This is a genomic window from Polaribacter sp. R77954, from assembly GCF_044595335.1.
Taxonomy (GTDB): Bacteria; Bacteroidota; Bacteroidia; order Flavobacteriales; family Flavobacteriaceae; genus Polaribacter.
Genome location: NZ_CP138992.1, coordinates 4,070,314 through 4,091,795, shown reverse-complemented (window position 1 = coordinate 4,091,795; position 21,482 = coordinate 4,070,314). Strand labels below are relative to the sequence as shown.

At 33.0% G+C, this 21,482-nt stretch carries 4 protein-coding genes and 1 pseudogene; 3 read left to right on the top strand and 2 right to left on the bottom strand.

Annotated features, from left to right (window positions below):
* The first annotated feature begins 49 nt into the window (after window positions 1–49).
* Together SJY27_RS17625 and SJY27_RS17620 are read left to right on the top strand one after the other, a co-directional pair.
* Entirely contained in the window at window positions 50–5,170 is a 5,121-nt protein-coding gene (locus SJY27_RS17625) for an Ig-like domain-containing protein (RefSeq protein ID WP_397446185.1), read from the top strand.
* Between the two features lie 421 nt (window positions 5,171–5,591).
* Window positions 5,592–6,822, top strand: a pseudogene (locus SJY27_RS17620) (IS256 family transposase).
* A gap of 1,393 nt (window positions 6,823–8,215) precedes the next feature.
* Here SJY27_RS17620 and SJY27_RS17615 read toward each other — a convergent pair.
* On the bottom strand, window positions 8,216–11,059 hold the full coding sequence (locus tag SJY27_RS17615; RefSeq protein ID WP_397446184.1) for a response regulator: 2,844 nt from the start codon (window positions 11,057–11,059) through the stop codon (window positions 8,216–8,218).
* A gap of 309 nt (window positions 11,060–11,368) precedes the next feature.
* On the opposite strand from SJY27_RS17615, the gene SJY27_RS17610 reads away from it, so the two are divergent.
* Complete coding sequence (locus SJY27_RS17610; RefSeq protein ID WP_397446183.1) at window positions 11,369–18,268, top strand: SdrD B-like domain-containing protein; 6,900 nt, start codon at window positions 11,369–11,371, stop codon at window positions 18,266–18,268.
* A gap of 536 nt (window positions 18,269–18,804) precedes the next feature.
* Here SJY27_RS17610 and lon read toward each other — a convergent pair.
* Window positions 18,805–21,258, bottom strand: a complete 2,454-nt coding sequence (gene lon, locus SJY27_RS17605; protein WP_397446182.1) for an endopeptidase La — start codon at window positions 21,256–21,258, stop codon at window positions 18,805–18,807.
* Window positions 21,259–21,482 lie beyond the last annotated feature (224 nt).

The window sequence follows — 21,482 nt, the reverse complement described above, 5'->3', positions numbered from 1 at the left end:
GGAAGTAAAATAAAACTTCTACTTCCTATACTTCTTAAAAATAATCAACATGAAAAAAATAAAAATAATCAACATAAAAAAAATTGTGCTTTTAGTGTTTTTCTTAAGCACTATATTTTATTCAAGTGCGCAGTCGGTTACAGTTGCTCAGGCTACTTTAACACCAGCACCTTTGCAGGCAGTAGAGAATAATGGTGTTGGTAATGGATGTATCACATTAGTTGAAACATCTAGTTTACCGGTTCCAGCAGAATCTGCACCAGGAGTTCCTAACGTAACTATAACTATTAATTTTAGATACATAAAATTGACAGACGATGATGTTTCAGCGGTATCAGGTAGTATGTTAAACTACTTTTCTGTTGCGTACGATGCAGTAGCTAACATAATGACATTTACACAGAATGCTCAGATTCCTGGGGATGGATTTGGGATTGCCTGTTTTCCAATAACTGTTATTCAAAATTCTACACCAGCAGAATCTTTTAATGGTTACAGTGCAATAATAAGTGGTACAGATCCAGTTACAAACGCTACAGGAAACTCAACAGTGTATACATTTACGTCGGCATCAACTATTCCAGATGTAACGGATGATATTGTAAGTGTAAATGAAGATACACCAAAGATTATACCTATGTATAATAATGATTCTGTTGTGCCAACAGATGGCACAATCACAACAACGAATCCAACAAACGGAACAGTTGTAATCACAGACCCAAATGGAACACCAAATGACCCAAGTGATGATGTAGTAACGTACACACCAAATAATAATTATAATGGAGCTGACTCTTTTGAGTATACTCTGTGTGATTCAAGTAACAATTGTGATACAGCTGTTGTAAATATTACTGTAGATAGCGTAAATGATGCACCAGTTGCTAATAACGATGTTGTTTCAACTCCAGAAGATACACCAGCTATTGTAAACGTTACCACTAACGATACAGATGTAGATGGAACAATTGATGTTGCTACTGTAGATTTAGATCCTGCAACACCAGGTATCCAAGACACATTTACAGTTGCAAACGAAGGAACGTACACAGTTGATAACTTGGGTATAGTAACCTTCACACCAGTTGCGAACTTTAACGGTCCTGCAACACCAGTAAACTATACTGTAAATGACAATGATGGAACAACTTCTAACATTGCAACCATTGCAGTAACAGTTACAGGCGTAAATGATGCACCAGTTGCTAATAACGATGTTGTTTCAACTCCAGAAGATACACCAGCTATTGTAAACGTTACCACAAACGATACAGATGTAGATGGAACAATTGATGTTGCTACTGTAGATTTAGATCCTGCAACACCAGGTATCCAAGACACATTTACAGTTGCGAACGAAGGAACGTACACTGTTGATAACTTGGGTGTAGTAACCTTCACACCAGTTGGTAACTTTAACGGTCCTGCAACACCAGTAAACTATACTGTAAATGACAATGATGGAACAACTTCTAACATTGCAACCATTGCAGTAACAGTTACAGGCGTAAATGATGCACCAGTTGCTAATAACGATGTTGTTTCAACTCCAGAAGATACACCAGCTATTGTAAACGTTACCACTAACGATACAGATGTAGATGGAACAATTGATGTTGCTACTGTAGATTTAGATCCTGCAACACCAGGTATCCAAGACACATTTACAGTTGCAAACGAAGGAACGTACACAGTTGATAACTTGGGTATAGTAACCTTCACACCAGTTGCGAACTTTAACGGTCCTGCAACACCAGTAAACTATACTGTAAATGACAATGATGGAACAACTTCTAACATTGCAACCATTGCAGTAACAGTTACAGGCGTAAATGATGCACCAGTTGCTAATAACGATGTTGTTTCAACTCCAGAAGATACACCAGCTATTGTAAACGTTACCACAAACGATACAGATGTAGATGGAACAATTGATGTTGCTACTGTAGATTTAGATCCTGCAACACCAGGTATCCAAGACACATTTACAGTTGCGAACGAAGGAACGTACACTGTTGATAACTTGGGTGTAGTAACCTTCACACCAGTTGGTAACTTTAACGGTCCTGCAACACCAGTAAACTATACTGTAAATGACAATGATGGAACAACTTCTAACATTGCAACCATTGCAGTAACAGTTACAGGCGTAAATGATGCACCAGTTGCTAATAACGATGTTGTTTCAACTCCAGAAGATACACCAGCTATTGTAAACGTTACCACTAACGATACAGATGTAGATGGAACAATTGATGTTGCTACTGTAGATTTAGATCCTGCAACACCAGGTATCCAAGACACATTTACAGTTGCAAACGAAGGAACGTACACAGTTGATAACTTGGGTATAGTAACCTTCACACCAGTTGCGAACTTTAACGGTCCTGCAACACCAGTAAACTATACTGTAAATGACAATGATGGAACAACTTCTAACATTGCAACCATTGCAGTAACAGTTACAGGCGTAAATGATGCACCAGTTGCTAATAACGATGTTGTTTCAACTCCAGAAGATACACCAGCTATTGTAAACGTTACCACAAACGATACAGATGTAGATGGAACAATTGATGTTGCTACTGTAGATTTAGATCCTGCAACACCAGGTATCCAAGACACATTTACAGTTGCGAACGAAGGAACGTACACTTTTGATAACTTGGGTGTAGTAACCTTCACACCAGTTGCGAACTTTAACGGACCTGCAACACCAGTAAGCTATACTGTAAATGACAATGATGGAACAACTTCATCACCAGCTACCATTACAGTAACAGTGAACCCAATTATAGATGTGGTAGATGATATCGTTTCTGTAAATGAAGATGAACCAGTAGTTATTGATGTATTGGCAAATGATAATGATGTACCAACCACAGGGACAATTACAGCAACGAATCCAACAAACGGAACGGTGGTAATTACTGACCCGAATGGTACACCAAATGACCCGTCAGATGATGTGGTTACTTATACACCAAATGCAAATTACAATGGACCAGACTCATTTACCTACACAGTTTGTGATGCCAACAATGTATGTGATACGGCTACTGTAAACGTAACTGTTATTCCAGTTACAGGTAGTATTGGAGATTTAGTTTGGTATGATAGAGACGAAGACGGTATTAGAGATCCAGGAGAAAATAGGTTAGTAGGCGCTACTGTAACTTTAGACCCAGGTACTCCTGGCAATCCAGCTGATGATACTACAGTAACAACAGATGCCAATGGTAACTATTTATTTACCAATTTACCAGCAGGTCTATACACCGTAACTGTTGATATTAGTACGATTACTGATGGAATCCCTTATGGTGTTACTATAGCAGATTTAGTACCAATATATGATGCAGATGGTGTAGGAACACCAAACACAAGTACTATAGTTTTAGCACTCGGTGAAAATAATTTAGACCAAATATTTGCTTACAAAAAACCTTCCGGTAATACAGGTACTGGTAACAATGGTGGTATTGAGTCTGAATCTTTAGGGGATGCTTTAACCAAATTGTATGTTGGCAGAAAGAAAAACTCTGTACCAACGGAATTTGTAAAATCTAATGAGAACCTTTATAACAAGGCTAAAATGAAGTCTGTACAACCGTATCAAGGTAAAGGACAAACCTTATTGGATATGTTCCCAGAAGAATTGGTAGCTGGTAATGTTGCTAACGTTACTTCTCCTACTGATATTTTAGATATCACCATTGCTGACGAAGTATTGTCTGTTGATTTTTCTGTAAACGGGCTAACTAAAGGTGTGGTATTGGGTATTAAAACCTCTGATAAAGTGTACAACCATACCAAAGCATCTTGTGATCGATTAAGAGGTGCTGAGATTCTAAATATTCAGAAAATACAAATTGGAGGCTATAACTTCTTAATGCAAGGTATCAAACAAAGAAATGGAATTGTAGAATATGCCATCTCTTTTGCTACTGCTAAGAACAATAACGATAGTAAATACACCATTCAAACCAACTGGTATGTAAATGACTATACCAAGTTTAACGATGTGTACAACTTCCAAGTTTGGTCTACCAAACCCGCAGATACACAAAAAATGGTCGCTGATATTTTAAACAACTTAGGTACATTTATGCCTGTTCAACAAACAGAAAATCAAAAGTTCCCAGAAACCTATGCTTCTAAAATTTACAGAGAAAAAGGTGAATTGATTGTGGCATTGAGAAGTACTCAAGAAGGAAACACAGCTGAAGTTAATATGGTAGAATTGTATTCAGAAACTGCCAACAACATTAAGTTTAGAAACAACGCGTTAACCACAGAAATTCAACAAGCCTTACGTTTAGACATCGCTGATGGATACGAATATGATGGTTTGGTTAAGGTTGATGGTGAAGTAAGTGACGCCTTCTATCACGCTGATGGTAACTGGGGCTTAGATTACGACAAGCGTTATACAGAAATTAAGAACTACTTTGTTTGGAATGATTTTGATAGAGAGTATGTAGATGGTGAATATACCATTAACAGAAATCCTGAAGTAAAAGCAGTAAGCGAGTACGATTATTTAACCCTGTACAAAGCTTTATTACCTGGTACATTATCTGCAGATTATTCTGAGTACAAGTATGTATCATTCAAAGCTAAAGGTTCTGGATTAATGGAATTGGGCTTAATCAAAGCTTCTATCGAAGACTGGAAAGCACAATATAGAGTAATGGTAGATTTCTCTGAAGAAGAAAGAACCTACTATGTACCTTTCGAATACTTTAGTTCTAGTGCTACACAAGACAAGTTAACGGCTAACGATTTAACTACCTTAACCTTTACCTTCTTACCTGTAGAAGCGCAAACGAAAGAATTAGACTTGAAAATCTCTGATGTAAAGTTTACCAAAACTGCAGTTGAAGATCAAATTGTAGCAAAAATCGAGAAGTTCGAGAATGAGTTTATGGCATACCCTAACCCATCAAAAGGTAAAGTAAACTTACTCTTATTCAGTGAAACAGATACAGAAGCTACGGTAACTTTATCTGATGTAACTGGTAAAGTAATTTACAATCAAAAAGTGCAGTTAAATGCTGGTAAAAACGAATTAGATTTCGACTTTAAAGTAAAAACGGGTGTAATGTTATTAAAAGTAGCATCTCCAGAAAATGATTATGGAACGTCTAAACTAATTTTTAGATAGCCCCATTAAATTATAAACAATAATATAGTAAGTTGGGGGACTTACTTATATTGTGACTGAGCACCCAAATGAATTCATTTGGGTGTTTTTTTAAAAAAATCAATAACCGCATAACTTATTAGGGGAGTTTGATTAGGTATTGATATCCAAGGGAGCTAATTAGGGTTAGCTCTCTTTTTTTGTGAGCAATTTTTATTAAATTCTTATTTAAAAAAATTATAAAGCATTATCATTATATGAAATACAAATCTTTCTAGCTTTTATAAGATTCCTATTATAAAATGGTACTAAACCAAAAAGTGTGTAAGTAAAGTTATTCTGAAATTTTTCTAGAGCAATATTTCAATTGCTCAATGAGGAAAAATTTCGGAAATAACTTTACGATAAAATAATCATTAAATTTATAAACACACTTTTATTTATGAAACCAGAAGATTTATTAAACGACAAAGACTTTTTAAAACAATTTAAAACAGGTTCAGAACTGACCAGTTTTATAGAACAGCTTCACAAACGAGGAGTTGAAAAAATATTAGAAGGTGAGTTAGATGCTCATTTAGATTATGATAGGCATCAAAAAAGTAACAACCCTAACTCACGTAATGGTTATGGAACTAAGACTATCAAAACCAATTTAGGAGAAACACAAATCCAAGTTCCAAGAGATCGAGACGCTTCTTTTAATCCAATGCTTATTAAGAAACGAGAAAGCACAGCTGATGGCGTTGAGAATTTGATTATTTCTTTGTACGCCAAAGGAATGAGTACCACAGACATTGAAGAACAAATACGAGAATTATATGATTTTAATATCTCTAGTTCAGCTATTTCAAGAATTACAGATAAAATTACAGCAGATATTATCGCTTGGAAAAACAGGCCTTTAGAGGCTCTATATTTAATTGTTTGGATATTTGAGATTAAGAACAGAAAGTGTAAGCTTTCTAATATAAAGGATTAAGGTTCGTGAAAACTCCAAAGTGATTAACAAAACCATCTATATTGCTGTTGGGTTACGTGTTGATGGTAAAAAAGAAGTGTTAGGGCTTTGGCTGGGTAAAAACGAATCTTCCTCTTTTTGGATGACCGTTTTAACCGATATAAAAGCGCGTGGAACACAAGATATTTTAATTACTGCAACTGATAATTTAAACGGATTCACAGACACTATTAAAACCGTTTTTCCTAATTCAGTTACTCAAATTTGTGTAGTACATCAAATTAGAAATTCTTGTAGATATGTGGTTTGGAAAGACAAGAAAGCCTTTACAAAAGATATGAAGCAAATCTATACTGCTCCTACTAAAGAAGCAGCTAAAGCTGCTTTAGAAGACTTTAAAATAAAGTGGAACTCTAAGTATTCTTACGCAATTAAATCTTGGGAAAACAACTGGGATGAACTCACTGTTTTCTTTGATTTTCCTCTAGAAATTAGAACTATTATTTACACCACTAATTTAATTGAAAACTTAAATGGGAAAATTAGAAAATACACAAAAAACAAACTCTCTTACCCTACTGATGATGCTGTTATTAAATCTGTATTTTTAGCTTTGAGGGAGTCTACAAAAAAATGGACTATGCCGATTAGAAATTGGGGAATTATTTTAAACCAATTTTTAGCTATATTTGAAAACAGGATTAAACTATGAAAAATCTAATCCTGTAAGTTTTAACTTACACACTTGATGGGAAAGTGTCTATAAAATCAAAATAATTGGTAATTTTATACGAACAAACATCAATTTCCATTTCTCTTACGGCGTTTACGTCTAACAAGTGAGTTCGCTATAAAAAAGTACTTACGTTATTCGTTTATTACTAATACCCAACTTTCCCGAAGCTCCATAACTCCAGCAAAGGAAGCATACCCCCTAGAGATTCTTATAAGAGTATTTTTTTACCTGAGGGGATTATAGGGTTGTTTTCCATCAATTTAAACAAATTGAATCCTTATCATTTTATGAATCCTCGAATGTTATACATCAGATTAAAATTCAACTACAGTTTAAAGACGTTGCTCAGTAACTTTTTTAGCAAACTTTAGATACTTTTAAAACATTGGTCAATAAGTTTTTTATAAGTATACTAGTATTATTTCAATTAAATTCTAGTATAAATTTTCAATTATACTAGAATAAATTATAATAAAATGTAGTATTTTTACAAATAGAGGTCGTAAACTAGTGAAATTAAAGGCATTAATAGCGAATTTAAAGGTACAAAAAAAAGTGAATTAAAGTAAGATTGGTAAGATTGAAAATAAAGTTTCAGTCTTAGGAAATGTAGGAAGTCCTACAACTACCCTACTAAATAAGTATTAAAATACCTATTCATTTGAGCCTGCTATACAGTTAAAATGAAAATATAAAAGTTATAAATTATTAAGCACTCTTCGAAACCATAAACACACCTTCAAACTGCACGAACTGATGAGCGCTTATTTTTTACGAATTATTTTAGGCTATAACAAGAGTTTAATTTCATCTATGAATAACAAAAATTAAGTAAAAAAAAGTAATTTCTTATTCAACAAAGGCGTATGCAAAAGGGAGAATAAGATAAACGAATACTCATCAAATCCAAGAAATTCTAATAAATCAAACACTACTAGCCTATTCTATATCAACTGCTTCATCTGGAAAATCTATAACAATTTTGGTATGAAGTACCGCAGTTAAAACCGTATGCAAACGTTGTATACAAAACTACTTTTTCCCAATCGATATTTTAAAGAAATCTCTAAATTTACATCTTTATGCAAAAGAGCCTATTTAAAAAATTGATTTTCATTTTTAAATATGAATAAAGCCCTATCAGAAAAAAACCTTTTATATGGGAACCACCCCAACTGTTAATCTGAATAGGACTTTGAATTACACTAAGACAAAATTACTCTTTAGAAACTTTTTTAGATATTTATAAAACAACGTTTATGTGTTGTTAATTAATTAAAAGGTGCTCTAATCTGTTTATTTGTTGCTTTAAATGTATTTTAAACAACAAATAAAAACAAACTAATGTTAATTGAAAATTCTTTAGAGTTTAAATAAAATGTTTTTTCTTTAAATCATTAGGTTTAATTCCAAATCGAGTTTTAAATTTTTGGTTAAAATAAGATTTACTTGTAAAACCAACAGCATACATGGCTTCTCCAATAGTTGGATATGTATTTTTTAGAATAAGGTCATAAGCTGTTAGTAGTCTAATTTCAAGTATTACTTGCACTGTTGTAATGCCTATTTTAGCTTGTAAAAGAGTGTTTAATTGTTTGGCGCTATAACCAATTTCTGTAGCCAACATTTTTACATTGAATGCTGGGTTTTCTAAATTATCGATTACAATTTTATTTATTTTATTAATTAATTCAGAATAAGGTCCTTTAAAATCTATTTTAGCATCTGTAGAATTCATGATGTTCTGTTTGTAAACATTATTTTCTAAAAGAGCGCGAACTCTAGTAAGAATTTCATCTTTATCAAAAGGCTTAACGATATAATCGTTAATACCTAAAGTCATTTTTAAATCACCTAAAAAATCTTTAGACACAGCTGTTATCATTATAAAAGGGATCTCTTTATAACTATCAATTTTATTAAGTTCTTCTTTAAATTGCATACCATCCATTAATGGCATTTTTAAATCAGAAATTATAATATCAAAAGAATTTTCTTTTGCAAGTTTTAAAGCTTCTTGTCCATTATAAGCATAAGTACAAACTAACGTTGGTGTAAATAATTCTTTTAAATAACTAATCATCTCAAGATTATCATCTACAATAAGTGCTTTGGGAAAATTACTAGTTTCAATAGATGCTATTTCAAGAGTATTCGTTAATTTTTTAAATTCTGGTTTCGTTTCAGAGATATACTGTACATAATTATCGGTTTTAAAAGGTAAATTAACCGTAAATATACTTCCTATTTTTAATTCACTTACCAATTTTATAGTTCCTTTTAATTGCGTTACAATTTGATTTACCAAAGAGAGGCCAATACCAAAACCACCAGAAATTAAATGGTTTTTAGATTGGTAATACTTAGAGAAAATTTGTTCTTGTTCTTCTTTGGCAATACCAAAACCTTCATCTTTTACAATAATTTTTAAACCATTTTCCGTTAATATTACAGAAACAAAAATAGCCGTTCCAGAATTTGAGTATTTTATGGCATTTGTAATTAAATTTTCCATAATTTTTTGCAGAGAATTATATTCATATTCAAAAGCAGTTTTTTCAGCAATATTTGTTTTGAAATACAAAGTTATTTTTTTTGACTCACAAAGCTCTTTAAATTGATTTATATGTACATTTAAAAATTTGTTTAGAGATTTAGTTTCAAGATTAGGCAGTCTAGTATTGTTATTTTCAGTTTTATACAGTGTTAAAAAACTATTTAAACTTTGAGTTAAATTGTCTAAATTTTTAAGTGATAAATTGGTGTAATTTGTTATTTTCTGTGGATTTAAAGTATGCTCTTTAACGATCATCATATAACCTTTTATAATAGTAATAGGAGTTCTTATTTCATGAGCAATATTTTCTAATAAATTATTTTTTAAAGATAAAATTTGGTTACTTTTTTCTAAATCTGCTTTAAGAAGTAAGTTCTTTTTATTCCTATAATTATAAACTATTATAGATATGATGATAATGATTAAAAGGATAATTAAAATTGTAAGAATAAAAATTTCTTGATTCCTTTTAATTTCTTTTTCTTTTGTTTCATTAATTTCTTTTAAATCCGTAATTTCTTTGTCTTTGGTTAAATTATAACTAGTAATCTCAAATTGAATTTTTGAGTTTATTTTATTTATGGCTTCAATATCTTTTGAGTTTTTTTCTAAAAGCGAAAATGCTTTCCTATAATTACCCGTTTTTTTGTAATATTCTATTAAAGCAGCATTTAATACAATATTCTTTTCTTTACCTTCAAAAGGTTTTTCTTCTAATAATTTTATGTACTTTTTAATATCACTAAAATCATTTTTTAAAAGTAAAATTCTAACCTTAAATACATTTTTATGGATATCTTTTTCAAAACTACCTGTATCCTTAACCTTATCTTCATCAAAAAGAATATCATAATGATATTGAGCCTTATCAGCCATTTCATAATCTATATAATTTTCAAGTTGCATAAAATGATATCCTTCTAAGATATATGGATTTTGAATATCATCAATAGATATTGTTTCAGCCAACTTTATACTTTCATTAATTTTTTTTTCTTTTTTTAGTAATTGCGCTTTTAATAATTTATAATCAATGATTAAATCGGCATAATACGCTTCATCTTTAACTTTTTCTAATTCAGTATCTAAAATAAGAAACATATTATTTGATAAATAAAAATTTGAACTAAAGATATATAGCTCTGTCAAATTCATTATTGTACTAATTTTCTGTAATTGGCTTTTGGGGTGTTTCGATTTTTCTAATAATTCAATAATGCGTTCATTGCTTTGTATAGCACCTACATAATCTAAGTTTTGAACTTTAGACCAAACTAAAGAAGATTCTAAACTACCTAATAAATAATAATTTGTAGATTTTTTATTTAGAAAATCGTAATAAAACTGAATAGAATCTTGTTGTTGTTTTTGAAAAAACACTTGAGATATCATTTTAGCGATAGCATGTTCTTCTATAGAATCTAAAAAATTGTAATTTTTAGATTTATCAGTAAACTTCATCTTTTCTGATGTAATATAAGCTCTAAAATTATTCCAGATTTTTTCTTTTTCATCAAGAGAATTATATTTATTTTTTATAAAAATAGTTCTGTATTTATCCTTTAATTCCTGTTCATATAGAGTGTCTTTTAAGGCAGTTGCATTTGTAAGATTTACAACACAGGCAAAAAGAAAAAATAGTTTTACTGCTTTCATTGATAGAATTTTAATTGATTTTAGGTTAATTTACTTTTAATAAAAAAATAATCCTATAATTTCATTATTAAAGCAACAAAAAGGATAAAATAAGCACTTTTTTAAATTAAAAAAGCATCAATATAGACTTAAAAAATCTATTGTTATCCTTGTAACTACCTAATTTTGTTGTTGTACATACAATAATTACGCACTCCCCAAAAAAAAAGATTAAATAGCCCTAAAACGGCCCAAAGTTGGTAGTTCAATACATATAAAATCAAATATAAACCACTTTTTTAAACTTTAACACATTAACCCTAGTAAATTATGAAACAAACTAAACCTTTCTTATTTATGCTGATAATTCTTTTATCAGTCCTAAATACCACCTATGCTATTGGCGTAGACGATTCAGGAACAAATACCAGTTCCTTTTACGACGCCTACCAGTCCAACTGGCAGAATGTTGCAAATTTTAATGTAAATACAAGTAATGTCAATGCAATGATGTTTTCATCACCAACAAATGTTTCTTGCCATAATAACGGAACCTTAGATGCAACTGGAGATGATTTTATAACATTTACTTTTAATCCAACAAGTCCTTCTGCATTCTACGAAAATCCATATACCTATGATGTAACAGCTACTCAAAATGGTAGTAATGTTGTTATAGTTCGCCAAAGTGGTGCACCTGCTACAGGTATTAAATATGGTTTAGAAAGGGGATTTAATGTAACCGGAGCTACTCCTGGAGCTGGAGATGTTACAATTACAATAACACCTAATTTTGGAGCATACGCTCCTATAAATTATACAATTACTGACCCAGGCAGTTGTGGTGTTGTTTGTTCAAGTGCTACAAATAATTCTATTTCATATACATATACAAGAGCAGAAATTTTGAATTCTAATCAATTTATGATACCTCAGTTTGAAGCTACTGCTGACAGAACATTAACTGCTGTTAATGTAACGTACTCAAATAAATACTATTCTTCAGTTGTTTTAGAAGGTAGAGATGCTACTCCACAAACTATTCCTTATACACAAGATGTTGTAGAACAATTAATATTAACTGGTGGTGCTACTATTACAAATTCATTCAATACACTGTCAGGTACTGCAGCTGTAAGTGCTGCTGTTTTAGTTCCCGCTCAAGGGAGTTGGCCTGGAGATTTTGGTTCTGGCAAATCAACAGCTTTTAGAATGATTATTACTGGTGGAGATTGGTTGGAGTATGGAAGTAACATGTTAGGTAATGATCCTAAATTGCATCCTTTATGGGTTACCAATTTAACAGGAAATCTTACTCATGATGATGATATATATACTGGTGGTAATGTTACTACTTCAGCAGGAACAGAAAACTATTCAAATGCAGCTGATTTAGCTCTTTTTACAGGTTCTGGTACTGTGCCATTTTCTTTAAATTATACATCTACAGCCGGTACTTCTGGCACAGGAAATGTAACTCAAGCTTTTTTGATTAAAGGTGCTATGACAGTAACTATAGAATATATATATGATTGTAATAATTTAACTGGAAGTATTGGTGATACTGTTTGGTATGATGCTGATGGAAATGGCACTCAAAATGGAGAATCTGGTTTAGAAGGAGCAACTGTAACTTTAGATCCAGGAACACCAGCTGATGCAAGTGATGATACTACAACCACTACTGATGCGAATGGTAATTATTTATTCGATAATTTACCAGCAGGTAATTATACAGTTACTGTTGATGTAAGCACTTTAACAGCAGGTTTACCAGCAGGAATCACTGTAGGAGATTTATCGCAAACTTTTGATAATGATGGAACTGGTACAGCAAACACCAGTGATTATACATTAGCAGCTGGAGAAGATAACTTAGATCAAGATTTTGGTTATAGAGCAGCATCTACAGGAAGTATTGGAGATACAGTTTGGTTTGATACCAATGCAAATGGAACACAAGAAGCAGGAGAGCCAGGTTTACAAGGTGCAACTGTAACTTTAGATCCAGGTACGCCAGCTGATGCAAGTGATGATACTACAACCACTACAGATGCAAATGGAAACTATTTGTTTGATACGTTACCAGCAGGTAATTACACAGTAACTACAGATGTAAGTACAGTAACTGCAGGTTTACCAGCAGGTGTAACAGTAGCAGATGTAACACAAACTTTCGATAATGATGGAATTGCAACTGCAAATACATCTGATGTAACCTTAGCTCAAGGACAAACTAATTTAGATCAAGACTTTGCATATACTGCTTTAGGTTCAATTGGCGATACTGTTTGGTATGATGCAGATGGAAATGGAGCCCAAAATGGAGAATCTGGTTTACAAGGTGCAACTGTAACTTTAGATCCAGGTACACCAGCAGATGCAAGTGATGATGTAACAACCACTACTGATGCAAACGGAAATTACTTATTTGCTAATTTACCAGCAGGTAATTATACAGTTACTGTTGATGTAAGCACTGTAACAGCAGGTTTACCAGCAGGAATAACTGTAGGAAATTTATCGCAAACTTTTGATAATGATGGAACTGGTACAGCAAACACCAGTGATTATACATTAGCAGCAGGAGAAGATAACTTAGATCAAGACTTTGGTTATAGAGCAGCATCTACAGGAAGTATTGGAGATACAGTTTGGTTTGATACCAATGCAAATGGAACACAAGAAGCAGGAGAGCCAGGTTTACAAGGTGCAACTGTAACTTTAGATCCAGGTACGCCAGCTGATGCAAGTGATGATACTACAACCACTACAGATGCAAACGGAAATTATTTATTTTCTAACTTACCAGCAGGAAACTATACAGTAACTACAGATTTAAGTACAGTAACTGCAGGTTTACCAGCAGGTGTAACAGTAGCAGATGTAACACAAACTTTCGATAATGATGGAATTGCAACTGCAAATACATCTGATGTAACCTTAGCTCAAGGACAAACTAATTTAGATCAAGACTTTGCATATACTGCTTTAGGTTCAATTGGCGATACTGTTTGGTATGATGCAGATGGAAATGGTGCTCAAAATGGAGAATCTGGTTTACAAGGTGCAACTGTAACTTTAGATCCAGGAACGCCTTTAGATAACAGCGATGATACTACAACCACTACTGATGCGAATGGTAATTATTTATTCGATAATTTACCAGCAGGTAATTATACAGTTACTGTTGACGTAAGCACTGTAACAGCAGGTTTACCAGCAGGAATCACTGTAGGAGATTTATCGCAAACTTTTGATAATGATGGAACTGGTACAGCAAACACCAGTGATTATACATTAGCAGCAGGAGAAGATAACTTAGATCAAGATTTTGGCTATAAAGCTGCATCTACAGGAAGTATAGGTGATACAGTTTGGTTTGATACCAATGCAAATGGAACACAAGAAGCAGGAGAGCCAGGTTTACAAGGTGCAACTGTAACTTTAGATCCAGGTACACCTTTAGATAACAGCGATGATATTACAACAACTACTGATGCTAATGGTAACTATTTATTTGCTAATTTACCAGTAGGAAACTATACTGTAACTACAGATTTAAGTACAGTAACAGGTGGTTTACCAGCAGGGGTAACAGTAGCAGATCTAACACAAACATTCGACAATGATGGAATTGCAACAGCAAACACATCTGATGTAACTTTAGCTCAAGGTCAAACTAATTTAGATCAAGACTTTGCATATACTGCTTTAGGTTCAATTGGTGATACAGTTTGGTATGATGCTGATGGAAATGGTGCTCAAAATGGCGAAAATGGTTTACAAGGTGCAACTGTAACTTTAGATCCAGGTACACCTTTAGATAACAGCGATGATACTACAACTACTACTGATGCTAATGGTAACTATTTATTCGATAATTTACCAGCAGGTAACTATACTGTAACTACAGATGTAAGTACTGTAACTGCAGGTTTACCAGCAGGAATTACAATTAATGAGTTAGCGCAAACGTATGATGCTGATGGAACTGGTTCTGCAAATACTAGCGATTATACTTTAGCAGCTGGTGAAGATAATTTAGATCAAGATTTTGGTTACCAAGGTTTAGGTTCTATTGGAGATACAGTTTGGTATGATGCTGATGGCGATGCAATATTAGATGCAGGAGAAAATGGTTTACAAGGTGCAACTGTAACTTTAGACCCAGGAACACCTTTAGATAATAGCGATGATTTGACAACTACAACAAGTGCAAATGGAAATTATCTATTTGATAACTTACCTGATGGTACGTATACTGTAAGCGTAGATGTTAGTACTGTAATTGGTGGTTTACCAGCAGGTATTAATGCTGCTGATTTAACACAGACTTATGACGCTGATGGAATAATCACTGCTAATACAAGTACATTAACTTTACCACAAGGTCAAGATAATTTAGAACAAGATTTTGCTTATCAAGGGCTGGGTTCAATTGGTGATACAGTTTGGTATGATGCAGATGGAAATGGAGCCCAAAATGGAGAATCTGGTTTACAAGGTGCAACTGTAACTTTAGATCCAGGAACGCCTTTAGATAACAGCGATGATACTACAACCACTACTGATGCGAATGGTAATTATTTATTCGATAATTTACCAGCAGGTAATTATACAGTTACTGTTGATGTAAGCACTGTAACAGCAGGTTTACCAGCAGGAATCACTGTAGGAGATTTATCGCAAACTTTTGATAATGATGGAACTGGTACAGCAAACACCAGTGATTATACATTAGCAGCAGGAGAAGATAACTTAGATCAAGACTTTGGTTACCAAGGTTTAGGTTCTATTGGAGATACAATTTGGTATGATACTGATGCTGATGGTATTGTTGACGCTAGTGAAAATAGATTAGAAGGAGTTACTATAACTTTAGACCCTGGAACTCCAGCAGATCCAAGTGATGATCTAACAACAACTACTGACGCTAACGGAAATTATTTATTCGATAATTTACCAGCTGGTACATACACTGTAAGTGTAGATGTTACTACAGTTACTGGTGGTTTACCAGCAGGGGTAACAATAAATGAGTTACAACAAACTTATGATGCTGACGGAATTGCAACACCTAATACTTCTGATGTAATTTTAGCTGCTGGTGAAGACAATGTTAATCAAGATTTTGGTTATCAAGGTTTAGGTTCTATTGGAGATACGGTTTGGTATGACACTGATGGAGATGCAATATTAGATGCCGGTGAAAACGGATTAAAAGATGCAACTGTAACTTTAGATCCAGGTACTCCTGGTGATATAAGTGATGATTTAACAACAACAACAACCGCAAATGGTAACTATTTATTTGATAATTTACCAGCAGGAAATTATACCATTACTGTTGATGTAAGTACTGTAACTGGTGGTTTACCAGCAGGAAAATCTGTTGGAGATTTAAGTCAAACTTTTGATGCTGATGGAGTAAGTTCAGCCAATACAAGTTCATTATTTTTACCACAAGGACAAGACAATCTAGAACAAGATTTTGCTTATGTAGTGCCTACTGGTGGAACTACTGGTGGTTATGGTGGTGGTATTGAATCTGAATCTTTAGGAGATGCTTTAACCAAATTGTATGTTGGCAGAAAGAAAAACTCTGTACCAACGGAATTTGTAAAATCTAATGAGAACCTTTATAACAAGGCTAAAATGAAGTCTGTACAACCGTATCAAGGTAAAGGACAAACCTTATTGGATATGTTCCCAGAAGAATTGGTTGCTGGTAATGTTGCTAATGTTACCTCGCCTACTGATATTTTAGATATCACTATAGCCGATGAAGTATTGTCTGTAGATTTCTCTGTAGATGGACTTACAAAAGGTGTAGTATTAGGTATTAAAACTACGGATAAAGTGTACAACCATACCAAAGCATCTTGTGATCGTTTAAGAGGAGCTGAGATTTTAAATATTCAGAAAATACAAATTGGAGGCTATAACTTCTTAATGCAAGGTATCAAACAAAGAAATGGAATTGTTGAATATGCCATCTCTTTTGCTACTGCTAAGAACAATAACGATAGCAAATACACCATTCAAACCAACTGGTATGTAAATGACTATACCAAGTTTAACGATGTGTACAACTTCCAAGTTTGGTCTACCAAACCAGCTGATACACAAAAAATGGTCGCTGATATTTTAGAAAACTTGAATGGTTTTATTCCTGTACAACAAACAGAAGTACAGAAATTCCCAGAAACATACGCATCTAAAATTTATAGAGAAAAAGGTGAACTCATCGTAGCCTTAAGAAGTACTCAAGAAGGAAACACGGCTGAAGTTAATATGGTAGAGTTGTATTCAGAAACTGCCAACAACATTAAGTTTAGAAACAACGCTTTAACCACAGAAATTCAACAAGCCTTACGTTTAGACATCGCTGATGGTTATGAATATGATGGTCTTGTTAAGGTTGATGGTGAAGTAAGTGACGCCTTCTATCACGCTGATGGTAACTGGGGCTTAGATTACGACAAGCGTTATACAGAAATTAAGAACTACTTTGTTTGGAATGATTTTGATAGAGAGTATGTAGATGGTGAATATACCATTAACAGAAATCCTGAAGTAAAAGCAGTAAGCGAGTACGATTATTTAACCCTGTACAAAGCCTTATTGCCTGGTACATTATCTGCAGATTATTCTGAGTACAAGTATGTATCATTCAAAGCTAAAGGTTCTGGATTAATGGAATTGGGCTTAATCAAAGCTTCTATCGAAGACTGGAAAGCACAATATAGAGTAATGGTAGATTTCTCTGAAGAAGAAAGAACTTACTATGTACCTTTCGAATACTTTAGTTCTAGTGCAACACAAGACAAGTTAACGGCTAACGATTTAACTACCTTAACCTTTACCTTCTTACCTGTAGAAGCACAAACGAAAGAATTAGACTTGAAAATCTCTGATGTAAAGTTTACCAAAACTGCAGTTGAAGATCAAATTGTAGCAAAAATCGAGAAGTTCGAGAATGAGTTTATGGCATACCCTAACCCATCAAAAGGTAAAGTAAACTTACTCTTATTTAGTGAAACAGATACAGAAGCTACAGTAACTTTATCTGATGTAACTGGTAAGGTAATTTACAATCAAAAAGTGCAGTTAAATGCTGGTAAAAACGAATTAGATTTCGACTTTAAAGTAAAAACTGGTGTAATGCTATTAAAAGTAGCATCTCCAGAAAATGACTATGGAACTTCTAAACTAATTTTTAGATAGCCCCATTAAATTATAAACAATAATATAGTAAGTTGGGGGACTTATTTATATTGTGACTGAGCACCCAAATGAATTCATTTGGGTGTTTTTTTAAAAAAAATCAATAACCGCATAACTTATTAGGGGAGTTTGATTAGGTATTGATATCCAAGAGAGCTAATTAGGGTTAGCTCTCTTTTTTTGTGAGCAATGAAAAAATAGGAAAACCTAAAAAGGTTTTCCTATTTTTTTTGAGACTGTAAAACCAACTGCATACATCATTTCTACAATAGTTGGGTACGTGTTATTAGATTTCTTGGGTTAGTTAGTTATTAATATCTTTTGATTTCAATGAGGCTGTCTGAAAAATATTAAAATTTGTCATTTCGACTGCAATGGAGAAATCTTATTTATTGATAATTCAATACAAAAAAATTTCGACTTCGCTCAAAATGACATGCAAACCTACTTTTCAGAAAACCTCTTTTTTTTTAAAAAAAATTGGAGGGTTTTTAAAGCCCTCCAATTTTATATTTTTACAAAGAATTACTAACTCATTAATCTAACTTCTTAGCATTCTTAACTTTCTGTTTCGTTAATGCAATATCAATTACTTGCTTCATATCAGCAACATAATGAAACGTTAATCCTTTTAAATAGTGTTCTTTAATCTCTAAGATGTCTTTTCTATTTTCTTCACATAAAATAATCTCTTTAATATTTGCTCTTTTTGCAGCCAATATTTTTTCTTTAATTCCGCCAACTGGTAACACTTTTCCTCTTAAAGTGATTTCTCCTGTCATGGCCAGCTTATTTTTAACTTTACGTTGCGTGTAAGACGAAACTAAAGAAGTTAACATGGTAATCCCTGCACTTGGCCCATCTTTTGGAGTAGCGCCTTCTGGTACATGAATATGCACATTGTATTTCTCTAAAACTTCGGGTTTAATTCCAAATTCTTCCGCATTCGATTTGATGTATTGCAAAGCTATAGTTGCAGATTCTTTCATTACAGTTCCTAAATTACCAGTAATGGAAAGTGTTCCTTTTCCTTTTGATAAAATAGACTCGATAAATAAAATATCACCACCAACACTTGTCCAAGCCAAACCTGTAACTACACCAGCCACATCATTAGTTTCGTATTTGTCTCTATTTCTTGGTGTTCCTAAAATTTCTTCTATTTTTTCTGATGTTAAAGCAACTTCATATGCCTCTTCTAAAGCAATACTTTTTGCTGCAAAACGCACCACTTTAGCCACTTGTTTCTCTAAACCACGAACACCAGACTCGCGCGTATAGCCTTCAACAATTTGCTCGATTTGTTTTTTACCTAACTTTAAATCCTTGTTTGTTAAACCATGTTCTTTAAGTTGTTTTGGCAACAAATGTCTTTTGGCAATTTCTACTTTTTCTTCAATTGTATACCCTGAAACATTTATAATTTCCATTCTATCACGCAAAGCCCAAGGAATTTGTCCTAAATTATTGGCAGTTGCAATAAATAATACTTTTGATAGATCATAACCAACTTCTAAATAATTATCATAAAAAGCCTCGTTTTGTTCAGGATCTAAAACCTCTAACATTGCTGAGGACGGATCTCCTTGATGACTTTGCCCTAGTTTATCAATCTCATCCAACACAAAAACAGGGTTAGATGTTTCTGCTTTTTTCAAATTCTGGATTAAACGCCCAGGCATTGCACCAATGTATGTTTTTCTATGACCTCTAATTTCAGCTTCATCTCGCAAACCACCTAAAGACATTCTTACATATTTACGTCCTAAAGATTCTGCAACCGATTTTCCTAAAGATGTTTTACCAACTCCTGGAGGGCCATACAAACAGATAATTGGCGATTTCATATCGTTTCTTAACTTTAAAACTGCCAAGTGCTCTATGATTCTTTCTTTAACTTTTTCTAAACCAAAGTGGTCTCTATCTAAAACTTTGGTGGCGTGTTTTAAATCGAATTTATCTTCAGAAAAAATACCCCAAGGCAATTCTAACAACAACTCTAAGTAACTTCTCTGCACACCATATTCAGCAGCTTGCGGATTCATTCTTTTTAAACGATTCAATTCCTTCTCAAACGTCTCCCCTACTTCTTTTGTCCAATTTTTAGTTTTGGCTTGCTTGCGCATTTCTTCCAATTCTTGATCGTTAGAAACGCCACCCAATTCTTCTTGAATGGTTTTTAATTGCTGATTTAAATAATATTCACGTTGTTGTTGGTCTAAATCTTCACGCGTTTTAGATTGAATATCATTGCGTAATTGTAATTTTTGAAGTTCCTTATTTAAGTTCTTAAGCGTTAGTAATGCACGTTCTTTTAGATTGTCTTTTTCTAAAATCACTTGTTTTTGCATCACACTTAAATCCATATTAGAGGCGATAAAATTCACCAAAAACGAATTCGATTTTATGTTTTTAATTGCAAATGATGCCTCACTTGGCAACATTGGGTTTTCTTTTATTACAGCTAAAGCCTGTTCTTTTATAGAATCGATAATGGCATCAAATTCTTTTTTATCGATAATTTCTCTATCTTCTACAGCCTCTTTTACAGTTGCTTTTAAATAAGGCTCACTTTGAACTAATTCATCAATTTTAAAACGTTTTTTACCTTGAATAATAACAGTTGTATTGCCATCAGGCATTTTTAACACTCGTAAAATCTGTGCTACAACACCTGTGGTATGAATATCGTTTAGTTTTGGCACCTCTTCTTCTTCATTACGCTGCGCAACAACCCCTATTATTTTATCGCCTTTATTGGCATCTTTAATCAATTGAATAGATTTATCTCTACCAGCTGTAATAGGAATTACAACTCCAGGAAACAATACTGTGTTTCTCAGAGGCAAAATTGGCAAAGTATCAGGTACATTCTCGTTATTAATAATTTCCTCATCTTCTGGAGTCATTAACGGAATTAATTCTGAATCTTCATTGATCATATCCTGAAAAGACAAACTGTCTAACTTTATAATTTTTGATTTGCTCATGTGTTATTTATCTGTCATTCTGACATTGATTGTATTTTAAAACGCAAATCAACATCATTCTTTTAAAACTAAATAATTGATAATCAAAAATATAATATTGTATTTTAATTATCTATATATTATTAGACAATTCTTATGCCAAAACTATTTTTTATCGACATATAACAAATTGTTGCGTTAACTTCAACTTTAAAATAAAACTTAACGAACTTATGCAGCAGTTT

Coding starts and splice junctions, on each gene's coding strand:
- SJY27_RS17625 (WP_397446185.1), top strand. CDS start 50: ATGAAAAAAATAAAAATAATCAACATAAAAAAAATTGTGCTTTTAGTG.
- SJY27_RS17615 (WP_397446184.1), bottom strand. CDS start 11,059: ATGAAAGCAGTAAAACTATTTTTTCTTTTTGCCTGTGTTGTAAATCTT.
- SJY27_RS17610 (WP_397446183.1), top strand. CDS start 11,369: ATGAAACAAACTAAACCTTTCTTATTTATGCTGATAATTCTTTTATCA.
- lon (WP_397446182.1), bottom strand. CDS start 21,258: ATGAGCAAATCAAAAATTATAAAGTTAGACAGTTTGTCTTTTCAGGAT.